This window comes from Sphaerisporangium siamense (assembly GCF_014205275.1).
In the GTDB taxonomy this organism is placed as follows: Bacteria; Actinomycetota; Actinomycetes; order Streptosporangiales; family Streptosporangiaceae; genus Sphaerisporangium; species Sphaerisporangium siamense.
The window spans coordinates 3,321,236-3,333,480 of the sequence record NZ_JACHND010000001.1 but is presented as its reverse complement, the minus strand read 5'-3'; the positions used below and the strand labels follow the sequence as shown (position 1 = coordinate 3,333,480).

General features: G+C 69.4%; 11 protein-coding genes. 5 read left to right on the top strand and 6 right to left on the bottom strand.

Going from position 1 to position 12,245, the window contains the following annotated elements:
• Positions 1 to 142 precede the first annotated feature (142 nt).
• The gene (locus tag BJ982_RS15305; protein ID WP_184880646.1) at positions 143 to 1,510 is read right to left on the bottom strand and encodes a helix-turn-helix domain-containing protein; all 1,368 of its coding nucleotides are present in this window, start codon (positions 1,508 to 1,510) and stop codon (positions 143 to 145) included.
• A 169-nt stretch (positions 1,511 to 1,679) separates the two neighbouring features.
• Here BJ982_RS15305 and BJ982_RS15300 point away from each other — a divergent pair, with 169 nt between their 5' ends.
• Together BJ982_RS15300 and BJ982_RS15295 are read left to right on the top strand one after the other, a co-directional pair.
• Positions 1,680 to 2,018, top strand: a complete 339-nt coding sequence (locus BJ982_RS15300) for a hypothetical protein (protein ID WP_184880644.1) — start codon at positions 1,680 to 1,682, stop codon at positions 2,016 to 2,018.
• A complete protein-coding gene (locus tag BJ982_RS15295; RefSeq protein WP_184880642.1) occupies positions 2,015 to 2,371 on the top strand; it encodes a hypothetical protein in 357 nt (118 codons plus the stop codon). The genes BJ982_RS15300 and BJ982_RS15295 overlap by 4 nt, the downstream gene beginning before the upstream one ends.
• 59 nt (positions 2,372 to 2,430) lie before the next feature.
• Here BJ982_RS15295 and BJ982_RS15290 read toward each other — a convergent pair whose 3' ends face one another.
• From BJ982_RS15290 to BJ982_RS15280, 3 genes are all read right to left on the bottom strand, one after another.
• A complete protein-coding gene (locus tag BJ982_RS15290) occupies positions 2,431 to 4,083 on the bottom strand; it encodes a catalase (protein ID WP_184880640.1) in 1,653 nt (550 codons plus the stop codon).
• 173 nt (positions 4,084 to 4,256) lie between these two features.
• Positions 4,257 to 4,916, bottom strand: a complete 660-nt coding sequence (locus tag BJ982_RS15285; protein WP_184880638.1) for a TetR/AcrR family transcriptional regulator — start codon at positions 4,914 to 4,916, stop codon at positions 4,257 to 4,259.
• A 129-nt stretch (positions 4,917 to 5,045) separates the two neighbouring features.
• Entirely contained in the window at positions 5,046 to 5,819 is a 774-nt protein-coding gene (locus BJ982_RS15280; protein ID WP_203959148.1) for an SDR family NAD(P)-dependent oxidoreductase, read from the bottom strand.
• Positions 5,820 to 5,964: 145 nt separating this feature from the next.
• Between BJ982_RS15280 and BJ982_RS15275 the strand changes: the two genes are divergently transcribed.
• From BJ982_RS15275 to BJ982_RS15265, 3 genes are all read left to right on the top strand, one after another.
• Positions 5,965 to 7,839 carry a CASTOR/POLLUX-related putative ion channel gene (locus BJ982_RS15275; protein WP_239123052.1) on the top strand — a complete coding sequence of 625 codons (1,875 nt, stop codon included), beginning with the start codon at positions 5,965 to 5,967 and terminating at the stop codon, positions 7,837 to 7,839.
• 99 nt (positions 7,840 to 7,938) lie between these two features.
• Positions 7,939 to 8,718, top strand: coding sequence for an AfsR/SARP family transcriptional regulator (locus BJ982_RS15270; RefSeq protein WP_184880634.1), 780 nt, complete (start codon positions 7,939 to 7,941; stop codon positions 8,716 to 8,718).
• Between the two features lie 274 nt (positions 8,719 to 8,992).
• Positions 8,993 to 10,159: an alkaline phosphatase PhoX gene (locus tag BJ982_RS15265; RefSeq protein WP_184880632.1), complete on the top strand. Its 1,167-nt coding sequence runs from the start codon at positions 8,993 to 8,995 to the stop codon at positions 10,157 to 10,159.
• Positions 10,160 to 10,484: 325 nt separating this feature from the next.
• On the opposite strand, the gene BJ982_RS15260 is transcribed toward BJ982_RS15265, so the two are convergent.
• Entirely contained in the window at positions 10,485 to 11,162 is a 678-nt protein-coding gene (locus tag BJ982_RS15260) for a hypothetical protein (RefSeq protein ID WP_184880630.1), read from the bottom strand.
• 95 nt (positions 11,163 to 11,257) lie between these two features.
• Entirely contained in the window at positions 11,258 to 12,172 is a 915-nt protein-coding gene (locus BJ982_RS15255) for an SAM-dependent methyltransferase (protein WP_184880628.1), read from the bottom strand.
• Positions 12,173 to 12,245 lie beyond the last annotated feature (73 nt).

Sequence of the window (12,245 nt, the reverse complement as noted above, 5' to 3'; positions counted from 1 at the left end):
CCGCCCGGACGGAGGGCGGGTCGGGGACGCGGAGGCGGGCGCTTCGGCCGGTGGTTCCCAGGCGGCCAGGGCGTGGTCGGTGAACAGGCCGCGGCGCAGGATGCCCCGGGCCTAGCCCGACTCCCCCGCCAACCCGTGATCCCTAAGTGGCCACAGGCGCGCTGATCGCTTCGCGGTAGTCGCCGAGAGCGGGCAGCTCACGGCGCTTGTCGAGCGGGATCGTGTCGAGAACCCGATGCGCCGTATGAGCGATCATGTGCGTGCGATACGCGGGTTCTAGATCGGACATCACCTGCGCGGCGAGTTGGAGTGCCTCGTTGTATCCGCCGCTGCTGCCCACGCTGATCGCCTCGTGCAGACGTATGTTCGCTGCGTTCTGGTAGCCGGGCGAGCATGAACGCACGCGGTCGCGCGCCTCGCGTGCCATCTCGGTGGCCCCCCCGTACGAGTGGACCCAGGAGGACGTGAACCACGTGGAGTCCTCCGTCCAGCCGTAATCTTCGCGAACGCTGTAGTGCTCGGCCAGTTCATGGAGATGGTGAAGGCGATCGACGGCCTCCTGCTGCCTGCCCATCACGGCAAGCGCCTGAGCCTCTGCGCCCACAGCCTTCATCAGTCCAGGCGTGACGCGGACCCCGTTGAGGGATTGGGCATTACGAGCCAGGGCCAGTATCACCTCTGTCCGTCGCGGGGAGTACAGGCCGAACACGGCCTCATAACCCCGCACCCATGCCTGCATGTCCTTGTCACCAGAAGCGTCAGCGGCTTGGCGAGCGGTCCTCCACCAGCGACGAGCCGCGCCGTGCTCCCCGAGCCGCGTGAGGACGTTCGAATGCAGCACGGCCAGCCATGCCGCGACTCGCTGCAAATCGCCTACCTGGTCGGCACGGCTGCGTGTGAGCGTCTGCTGTACAGCGGCCATGTCCAGCACGAGATCGTCACGCACGGTTGAGGGCGGCAGGGTCTGGATCGCATGCATGTGCTCAAAGCAGGCGAGCTCCCAGTCTGCTGCCGTGTAGCTCTCGGCCGTGTTGAGGACCCGTTCGAGCATGTGGCGGACCGGCTCGCCGGCGCCGAAGAGGGGTCCTTGAGCCAACAGGCCGAGGCCAGCCAACTGAAAGAGATGGCGACGTTCCATATCATCTCCCTCTGGGAGGGAACCAGATCCGTTCTCACGATAACCCGCAATTATCCGAATTGTCGTGGCGGCTAGGTCGTCTATAGAGCAATGTCCGAGCCGTTGCACCAATGGCCACACCGTTTTCAACTGCCCATCGGCACGCAGGGCATCGTCCAGCGCCTGGACGCGTTGACCTGACTCCGGCAGGCTTTCGCCGCGTTCGAGCTGGCCGATCATAGAGGCCGAATAGCCCGCTCTGGCTGCGAGTTCGGCCACGGTGAGCGGATCGCCGACGCGCAGCTCATACGTATCCCGAAGATCACGGATAAGCGCCCCGAAATAGTGCGCCATCGACCGATATCGGTCACTGTTCTTACGCGGTGCGGGCATGCCGTTTCCCCCTCCGAGCTCGCCGAAATCGACAGCAGATCGCCGTAGTGGATCAGCGCTTGCCGCCCCGTCCCACCTCTCGACAACGTAATGGTAACCCTAAATGACGGGCCGGTTGCACAGCGTCAGTTCGAGAAATTTCCCAAGAGTCGATCAGGAGTACGAACGCATGCACGACCGCACGTCCGCCCACCCCTCCCCAGGACGGCACCGCCAGCGCCGTCCGCACTCCCAGCCGAACCCGGACCTGGACCATCCGGCCCACCGCGACTGGGACGGGGGCCAGAAGGCCAGAGCCGCCCACCTGGACCTCTTGGAACCCGGCTGGCTGGTCCTCTACGGCCCGTACCACCGCCGCTTCTACGCCATCGCCCGGACGGCCGCCGTCACCGAGCCCCTCGTCCAGGCGACCACCATCGACGGGCTCCGCACCCTCATGCGCGAGTCCGAGTCCGAGGCCGCGGCCGGGATGATGGGAGCGCGTGCTCAGCGGGGTCGGGCCGCATGACCGGCCTGATGATGTACGGCGTCCCCGAGCGGCAGGCGGAAGCGCACCGCCGGACCCTGCGCGCCCTGCGCGCGGAGCTGGCGCCGCACGGGCTGTACGGGCGCATGGTCGAACGCCTGTACCTGCACATGCACTGGGGGCCGCACCAGGCGATCCTCCGCCCTCCCGAGCTGGACGTCTACGGCGACGGGCGCCTGGTGACGACGGTCACCGTGGTGGACGTCCCCGGCGGTGGCGGCGCCTGGTACCTGACCAGACGGCCCGACGGCCTCCCCACGAAGACCCACCCCGCCCGCGACCCGTCCGCCACGGCCCGCGCCATCGCCGCGAACAGGGACCGCGCCGTTCCCTAGCACCAGTGGCCGCGGTCGTAGCGTGGAGGCGTCGGAGTGCCGCCAAGGGTGGGGCCGGGTCAGCCGGAGACCTCGGCCCGCTCGTTGGGGACACAGTGGGTCATCCGGAGTCCGGCCACGTCGCGCGGCCCGTTGTCGCCCAGATTGGCCAGCCGGACTCGGTCCTCATCTGTGAGCACCTGTCCCGGCAACGGCTCCAGGTGGGAGACGTCCGCCACGGAGACGCCGATTCCCTCGCCGACGCGCAGCCCCAGTTCGTCCTCGACCATCAGCAGGTGCCAGATCATGCGTTCCCGGATCGGCCGGTCGCACGCCGACAGCGCGATGGTCAGGTTGTTCACCAGGTCGTCGCGCTCCCACTGCTCCATCAGGCGGAACCGCTGCCCGGCCTGCTTGTAGTCGTTCGTACGCGTGATCGGCGTCCCGGTCAGGCGGCCGTGGTACTCCGGTCCGCGCGTGTCGTGCGGCGGAGGCGGCGCGGGGGTCAGCCCTCCCAGGACGGAGGGCGAGTAGTTGACATGCGGGTTCGGACCGCTGGGATCCTGGTGCATCAGCGCCTGAGAGTCGCGCTGGTTGGTGTGTATCTGGTTCTTCGGCCTGTTGACCGGAACCTGCTGGTAGTTGGGGCCGATGCGGTAACGCTGCGTGTCGCCGTAGGCGAACGTGCGACCTGTCAGCATCTTGTCCTCTGACAGTTCGAGCCCGTCCACGATCACACCGGCGCCGAACGCGATCTGCTCGGATTCCGTGAAGTAGTCCTGGGCGTTCTGGTCGAGCACCAGGCGTCCGACCGGTTTCGGGGGGAAGATCTCCTCCGGCCACGCCTTGGTCGCGTCGAGCGGGTCGAAATCGAGTTCCGGGTGCTCATCGTCGCTCATCACCTGCACCCGCATCTCCCACTCAGGGAATTCGCCGTTCTCGATCGCGGCCCGCAGATCCTTGGAGGCATGGCTGAGCTCGGTGGCCTGGATCCTGGCGGCGTCCTGCGCGGTCATGCTGCGCACGCCCAGCTTGGGAATCCAGTGGTACTTGACCAGGAATGTCTCGCCCTGGTCGTTGACCCACTTGTAGGTGTTGACGCCGAACGCCTGCATGTGGCGAAGGTCGGACGGCAGGCCCCGCGGGCTGAACAGGTTGACCAGCAGGTGCATGCTTTCGGGTGTCAGCGACAGCAGGTCGAAGGCCCGGTTGGGGTCCTGGTGGAACGTCACGGGGTCGGGCTTGAAGGCGTGCACCACATCGACGAACTTGGCCGGGTCACGGATGAAGAACACCGCCAGGTTGTTGCCGACCAGGTCCCAGTTGCCGTCCTCGGTGTAGAACTTCACGGCGAAGCCGCGAACGTCGCGGGCCGTCTCCTCGGACTCACGTCCGCCGATGACCAGCGACAGACGCACCGCCACCTCGGTGCGCTTGCCCCGCTCCTGGAACAGCCTGGCGCGGGTGTAGCGGGAGATCGGCTCCTCGCCCCATGTGCCGTAGGACTCGAAGTGGCCGAACGCGGTGAATCCGCGTGCGTGAACGACCCGTTCGGGGATGCGTTCGCGCGTGAAATGGCCGACGCGTTCCAGATAGCTGTAGTTCTCCAGCGTCGCGGGCCCGCGATCGCCCACCGTACGCAGGTTCGTGTTGTCGTATATGGGGTGGCCTTGACGGTCGGTCATCGTCAGGTGGCCGTCGCCGTGGCTGGTGGGTCTCCCGGTCTTGGTCATGGCGCCCCCTTGAGAACCGGCCCCTCCCGCAGCGTCATTGCCACTGGTGAGCAGCGGAAACAACGGTTGGCCAACCTTGACCTGGCGATGATGTGACCGGTGTCGGACGCGTCCCGTGGAGGAGATGCTCGTGTTCTAGGCGCGCGCGGGGTAGCAGGCGAGGAGTTCGGCGCCTACGCGCGCGGGTTCCGCCCGGACGGAGGGCCGTTCGAGGACGCGGAGGCGGGCGCTTCGGCCGGTGGTTTCCAGGTGGCCAGGGCGTGGTCGGTGAACAGGCCGCGGCGCAGGATCACGCGGCTGCGCATGTGCTGCTCGGCGCGCAGCTCCGAATCCGCCCTGCCCGCCGACATGTCACCCATCAGGATGGCCAGCAGCAGGTCGTGCAGCTCGATTCCGGGACGCAGCACGCCGGACCGGATGCCCTCCTCCACCAGCGGCTCGAACGCGGCCGCGGTGCGCTTGGTGAGACCGGCGAAGACCGCCGCGTCCGAGCGGGACAACACCGGGGTGATCGACCCGCTCGACGCCTGCAGGTCCAGCAGGAACTCGAACAGGTCGATCACACCGAAGGGGCTGCCCGCGAGCTCGGCCGCGCGCCGTTCGATGAGGTCCAGGCCCTCGGCGTAGACGGTGGCGGCCAGGTCCTCGCGGGTGGCGAAGTTGCGGTACAGCGTCGTCCGGCTCACGTTCGCGGCGCGAGCGATCTCCTCCAGGGCCACGTCGTGTCCGTGCTCGGCGAAGGCCTCCCGAGCCGCGGCGAGGAGCCGGGCGCGGTTGCGCGCCGCATCGCCCCGCTTGGCAAGGAGGACATGCTCATCGGGATCGGCTGGCATGCGTGAATCGTAGCCGTTCCGTACAGCGTTGTACGATTCCGCCCGGCACATCGCCAGGACCTTGGGCTGGACGAGTACCGATGACCACGAGGGCGCGGGGTGGCGATCGCCGTGCGCCCACCGGCGCGGTCAGATCATCAGGCCGCCCCCGTTCACGGCGATGGTCTGTCCCGTGATCCAGCTCGCCTCGTCCGAGACCAGGTACGCGATGAGATAGCCCGGGTCCTCCGGCTTGCCCATCCGCCGGACGGGGATGGAGTCGACGAGCTGCCGCACGGCGCCCGCCTCCGTGTCGGACAGCACCAGTCCCAGCGAGATGGTGTTGCAGGTGATGCCGTGCGGACCGTTCTCGGCGGCCAGGTGCCGCATGAATCCGATCTGCCCGGCTTTGGCGGCCGCGTAGGTCGACACGCCGATGTCCAGGCCCTGCTGGCCCGCTCCGGAGGTGATGGTGACGATCCGGCCGTGGCCACGGTCGATCATCCCGCCGATCACCGCCTTGCAGCAGTTCAGCATGCCGTACACGTTCACCGCGAAGGGTTTGCCCCAGGAGTCGGCCGGCATCTCGGAGAAGGGCGCCATCTTCATCGGGCCGTCGGGCCCGGCGTTGCCGGCGTTGTTCACCAGGATGTCGACGCGACCCTCGTGCGCGACGATGTCGGCGACCGCCGCGGTGACCGCGTCGAAGTCGGATACGTCGAAACTCAAGGGGCGCGCGGAGCCGCCGGCCGCGATGATCTCCTTCGCGGTGCGCTCGGCGCGGTCGGCGTGGAAATCGTTGACCACTACCGTGGCCCCCTGCGTGGCGAGCACGCGGGCGATCCCCGCGCCGACGTTCTGCCCGGCGCCCGTCACCAGCGCGATCTTGCCATCCAGCTCGAACATCGTCGTCCTTTCGTCCATGGCCGACTGCTTCCGTACAGCGGCGTACGGTTAAACGTACACCTGTGTACGAAAGACGTGTCCGGTCGCCGGGGCTGGTTCAATGATCGGGATCAGGCACCTCCAAGGTGCGGCGGGCGGCGATGATGCGCGGGGAGCGGCGGCGGTGCGGACGCGATGGCGGGACCGTCTGCGGTACTGGTTCGACGGCACGATGGACCGGGGGACGCCCGCGCTGATCGGCTGGCTGGGCCTGGCGTCCGTCCTGCTCATCGTGCTGGTGACCGGGCTGTTCATGGCGGTCGGCACAAAAGCGGAGATCGAGGAGCACGGCGGCTGGGGCGGCGCCGCGTGGATGAACCTCATGCGCGCCATCGACCCCGGCACCATGGGCGGCGACACGGGCCGCCCGCTGTTCCTCGCGCTCATGCTGACCATCACGATCGGCGGCGTCTTCATCGTCAGCTCGCTGATCGGCGTGCTGACGACCGGCCTGGAGAACCGCATCGCCCAGCTCCGCAAGGGCCGTTCACGGCTCATCGAGCACGGGCACACGATCGTGCTCGGCTGGTCGGAGCAGGTCTTCACCGTCATCGAGGAACTGGTGAAGGCCAACCAGGGGCAGCGGCGCTCGCGCGTGGTGATCCTCGCCGACCGCGACAAGGTGGACATGGACGACGAGATCCGGGGCCGTCTCGGCGAGACGGGCCGCACGCGGGTCATCTGCCGCACCGGGAGCCCGCTGAAGCGGGCCGATCTCGAACTGGTGAGCCCGGACACCGCCAAGGCGATCATGGTGCTGCCGCCGCCGGGGCAGGACGCCGACATCCACGTCATCAAGACGCTGCTGCTGCTCAACAACCGGACCTGGCGCGGCGTGCGCCCGCACGTCGTCACGGCCGTGCAGAACTCCGAGAACGTCGCGGCGGCGCGGCTGGCGGGCGGCGACGCGGCGCTCGTGATCGACGCCGACGACATCGCGGTGCGCCTGGTCGTCCAGTCGCACCGGCAGGCCGGGCTGTCCACGGTCTGCACCGACCTGCTGGACTTCGCGGGCAACGAGTTCTACATCCGCCCCGAGCCCGCCCTGGTCGGCGCGACGTACGGCGAGGCGCTGCACGCGTACGAGCGGGGCGTGCCGGCCGGGCTGCGCCGCGGCGACGGCCGGGTGGTCGTCAACCCGCCGATGGACACCGTGATCGGGGAGCGCGACCACCTGATCGTGCTGGCGGAGGACGACCTGCTGATCCGGCTGGCCGACTCCCCCGCCCCGGTCGACGAGGCGGCGATCGTCACCGCGCCCGACCGGCGGCCCCTGCCGGACCGCACGCTGCTGATCGGCTGGAACGCCCGCGCCACGAAGATCATCGACCTGCTGGACCGCCTCGTCGAGCCGGGCTCGGTCGTGGACATCGCCGCGGCGCGCAGGCCGGAGGAGGTGCTGGCGACCGCCCACACGAACCTGACGGTCGGGTACAAGCACTGCGAGCCGACGCGCAGGGCGTCCCTGGAGTCGCTGGACCTCGGCGGCTACAAGCACATCATCGTGCTCGCCGACGACGGCGTCGGCGTCGAGGAAGCCGACGACCGTACGCTGGTGACCCTGCTGCACCTGCGCGACATCGAGGTGCGGCTCGGCGACCCGTACTCCATCGTCACCGAGATCAACAACGACGACAACCGCGAGGTCTTCCAGGTCACCAAGGCCGACGACTTCATCGTCAGCACCAAGCTGATCAGCCTGCTGCTCACCCAGCTCGCCGAGAACCGCCACTTGCAGGGCGTCTTCGCGCACCTCTTCGACCCCTCGGGCTCCGAGATCTACCTGAAGCCCGCGTCCGACTACGTCACCCCCGGCATGGCGGCGAGCTTCGCCACGGTCATCGAGGCGGCCAGGCGGCGCGGCCACACGGCCATCGGCTACCGGAGCAAGCGCGACGGCGACCAGGCCCCGTCGTACGGGGTCGTCCTGAACCCGCCACGCACCGAGCCCCTCTCACTGGGCGCGGACGACAACGTGATCGTGCTGGCGGAGGAGTAGCCGGGCGCGCCGGACAGCCCGCCGGACGCGGCATGCCGGACATTTCAACGAGCCCGGAAGTATGGCGACGCCGGCCGGGATCGTCTGGAGAATGACTCCATGAAAGCACGGACGGCGTTGCGGTTCGGCGTTCTCGGCTCATTGGAGGTCACCCGCGACGGCCAGCCGGTCCCGGTGCGTGCCGCCAAGCAGCGCATCGCCCTGGCGGCGCTTCTGCTCCGCGCCAACCAGTACGTCTCCGTGGACCAGCTCATCCAGCGCACCTGGGACGGCCGCGCGCCCGGCGAGGCGCGCAACGCGATGCAGACGCACATCGCCCGGCTGCGGCGCACCGTGGGCGAGGAGGGCCAGCGCCTCATCGAGACCCACGACGACGGCTACAGCATCCAGCTCCCGCCGGAAAGCCTCGACCTGACGCGCTTTCGCGACCTCGCCCACGCCGCGGCGCTGGCGGCCAAACGGCACGACCTGGCGGGCGAGGCCCGGCTGCTGTCGGACGCGCTGGCGCTGTGGCGCGGGCCCGTGCTCGCCGACGTGCCGTCCGGCCCGCTGCACCGCCTGGAGATCCCCCAGCTCGTCGAGGAGCGGCTGCGCCTGCTCGAACGGTCCTTCGACGTCCATCTGCGGCTCGGCCGGCACGACCGGATCGTCGCGGGGCTGAGGGCCGCCACCACCGAGCATCCGCTGCACGAGCGCCTGTGGGCGCAGCTCATGCTCAGCCTGTACCGGTCGGGCCGCCGCGCCGAGGCCCTGGAGACGTACCGGAACGTCGTCGTGCTCCTGCGGGAGGAGCTCGGGATCGACCCGGGCCACGAACTCGCCCGCCTTCACCAGGCCGTCCTGGCCGACGACCCCGACCTGGCCCACCGCCCGGACTGAGACGCCGGGCCGCCGCGATCACCCGGCGCGGGGGACGGGGTGCCGGAAGGCCGGCCGGGATCCACGGGGGCCCCGGCCGGCCTCGGGGCGAAGAGGGGTCGGCTCACCGCCGTTTGAATCAGCCGGCCGTCGAACCGGTGAATGACCGCGAGGCCCCGGTGAGGGACGCCGTCCGCCGGCGCGACACCCGACGTTCATTCCGGAGCGCGGCCGGCGACGCTTGGGCGGTCTAGGTTTCGGGCGGATGACCTTGAACCGGACCTGGAGGGCAGCGATGGACCGTCGGACCGTATTGCGCGCGGCAGTCGTCGGAGCGGGAGGGGCGGCGTTCTCCGGAGCGCTGTGGGGAGAGGCGTTCGGGGCCATCGCCCAGCCCGGCCCCAGCCCGTACGGGGACCTGCTCGCCGCCGACGCCAGCGGCATCCAGCTCCCCGCGGGGTTCACCAGCCGGGTGATCGCCCGCTCAAGCCAGCGCATCGCCGGGTACACCTGGCACTGGGCGCCCGACGGCGGCGCCTGCTTCGCCGACGGCACCGGGTGGATCTACGTGTCCAACTCCGAGATCCCGCTGGCGGGCGGCGCCTCGGCCGTGCGCTTCTCCGCCGACGGCGCTATCACCTCCGCGTACCGCATCCTGTCCGAGACGAACCTCAACTGCGCGGGCGGCGCCACCCCGTGGGGCACCTGGCTGTCGTGCGAGGAGATCGCGCTCGGCCGGGTCTTCGAGACCTGGCCCGGCGGCGGGCGCGCGGGCGAGGAGCGCACGCGCATGGGGCGGTTCAAGCACGAGGCCGCCGCGTGCGACCCGGTCAGGAAGGTGGTCTACCTGACCGAGGACGAGAGCGACGGCTGCTTCTACCGGTTCATCCCCGACACCTGGGGCGACCTGCGCACCGGGAGGCTGCAGGTGCTCTGCGCGCCGTCCGGGCAGGTGACGGGCCCGGTGACCTGGCAGGACATCCCCGACCGCGACGGCTTCCCGATCGCCACGCGCAACCAGGTCGGCGCGGCCAAGCACTTCGACGGCGGCGAGGGCTGCTGGTACGACCACGGCGTCTGCTACTTCACCACCAAGGGCGACAACCGGGTGTGGGCGTACGACACGGTGAACGCGGCGCTCGACCTGGCCTACGACGACTCGCTGGTCACCGGCGGCACGGCGCCGCTGACCGGCGTGGACAACATCACCGGCGCGCCCACCAACCGGGACCTGTTCGTCGCCGAGGACGGCGGGAACATGGAGATCAACATCATCACGCCGAGCGGCGTGGTGGCCCCGTTCCTGCGCGTCCTCGGCCAGTCCTCCTCGGAGATCACCGGTCCCGCGTTCTCGCCCGACGGCTCGCGCCTGTACTTCTCCTCCCAGCGCGGCACGTCCGGCTCGTCCACCGGCAGCGGCGGCATCACCTACGAGGTCAAGGGCCCGTTCCGCCGGCAGTGACGCGCCCGGGCCGGGCGTGGTCTACCTCGGACGCTCGCCCTCCGGCGAGGACGTCGCGGTAAAGGTGCCGCACGCCTGGATGTCCGGCGACGCCGACGCCCGCAGGCGCACGCGAAGAAGGCCGGGCCGAGGCTCTGCCACAGCCCGGCCCGGCCAGACCCCGCCGTCAGGCCCAGATCACCAGGCCGTACAGGTGCGTGTGCATGCGATTCCCCCGAATCCATCCATAGCGGACTGAATCCTCAGTCCACCACATGACGCCGACGTCCCGCTGTCGTGTGGCTGGCGTGTGCGCGGCCCGGCGCGCTGCCGGGCCGCGTGAGGGTCAGTCGGAGTACGGGGAGACGTTGTAGCCGTAGTTGGCGAAGAAGCGGAAACCGTCCGAGAGGTTGGACAGGCGTGTCACCAGGAAGTCGTCCTGCGCGCCCGGCGGCACGGTCTCGTCCTGGCGGACCTGCACGCTGACGAAGTACGGGCCGGTGTAGCCGGTCAGGTCGATGGGGACCTCCCTGCGGTTGTCGGTCAGCCGCCTGGTGGCCAGCACCACTTCCCTGGCCTTGAACGTCGTCGTGTCGACCACGTGCAGGATGGCCTTGATGGAGTGCCCCGGGTACCCGGTGAAGTTCTGGGCGTCCTGCGTCTCGACCACGAGCACGGTCTTGGCGTCGCCGGGCGCGGAGGTGCGCTGCAGGGTGATCGGGAACTCGATGGCGCCCCCGGCGAAGGTGGCGTCACCGTAGATGCCGGGCTCGTCACCGAGGTGCACCTTGCCCTGCCAGATGAGCTCGCCCTGCGGCGCCTGCGCGCAGGCGCCGGTGACCTGCCGCTTCGCGGCGAGGTTGGCCACGTTGCGGTCGCACGGCGCGGCGGACGCCGAGGCGGCGGCGCGGTCGGACGTGGCCTCCGCCCCGGTGACGGAGCCGCCGACACCGAAGATCGTGGCGACGAGCGCGAGCGCGACGCCGGCCCGGCTCCTCGCACTGGCCGCTGGGAATCTGTTCACAGGGATGCTCCTCACTCATGTATTCCCCGACTTTTCCCCGACGACTGGAACAGGTGCTCACTTCGATGACCTTCGCGGGGGGTCGAACACCTCCTTCAGCCCTTTCGCACCATCAATCTGCGATAGGTCATATGCCTGTTACGGTAAAGCTCTATGGTCAGGTTGACGGCGGCCACGAATTCTTCCACCATCAGCGCTCCGTAGGCGGGAATTCCGGGGCGGTTCACCGGATCGCCCGGCCAGTCGGTGATTATGCGTGGCGCGAAGTGGTCGCGTACCTGCCGCTCGAAATGCTCGGCCATCGGCCCGCGCGCCACGTGCCCGAAGTCGATCATCTTCTCCGCCGGGGGGAAGCCGGCCGCGAGCAGGTCGTCCTCGATGGTGGGGACACGGGCGAAATGCGGGTAGGTGAAGTGGGCGGTCAACGCGGACAGATCGGCCTCGGTGACCTGTGACGTGAGCATCCAGTCGTCGACGACGAACCGTCCGCCGGGCGCCAGCGCCTCGAAGACCCGCGTGAACAGCGCCCGGTGGTCGCGCACCTGGTACAGCATGTTGATGCTCAGCGCCACGTCGAAGGAGTCGCACGGCAGGTGCTCCTGGCCGTCGGCCAGCACGACCGTGATCCGGTCGTGCCAGTCGGGTTCGCGCTGGTTGAGCGAGTGGGCCGTCACCGCGTGGGCGTGGGAGTTGGTGACGGAGGTGACCGTCACCCCGCACGCCCTGGCCAGCAGGCGGGCGGGCCCGCCGAGGCCGCAGCCGACGTCGAGGACGCGCTCGCCCTCGCGCAGCCCGGCGAGGTCCGCGATGGTCATGACGTGGTCGGCCGCGCCCTGCCGCCACAGCCTCCCGTCGGCCCAGACGCGGGCGTCGGCCGCCATCGGGGGATGCAGGAGGTCGCCGGTGAAGTAGATGTGCAGTCCACCGCCGGAGAGCCCGTAGTGAGCGCCGACGACGTCCAGCGCATAGTGTCCGTCGTCCTTGATGGCGGCACCTCCTTTCCCCGGCACGGCCATATTCAGGGTAGGTTCGACATCATGGTCATATCGCGCGATTGACAATATAAGGCCAGGAATGCCGATT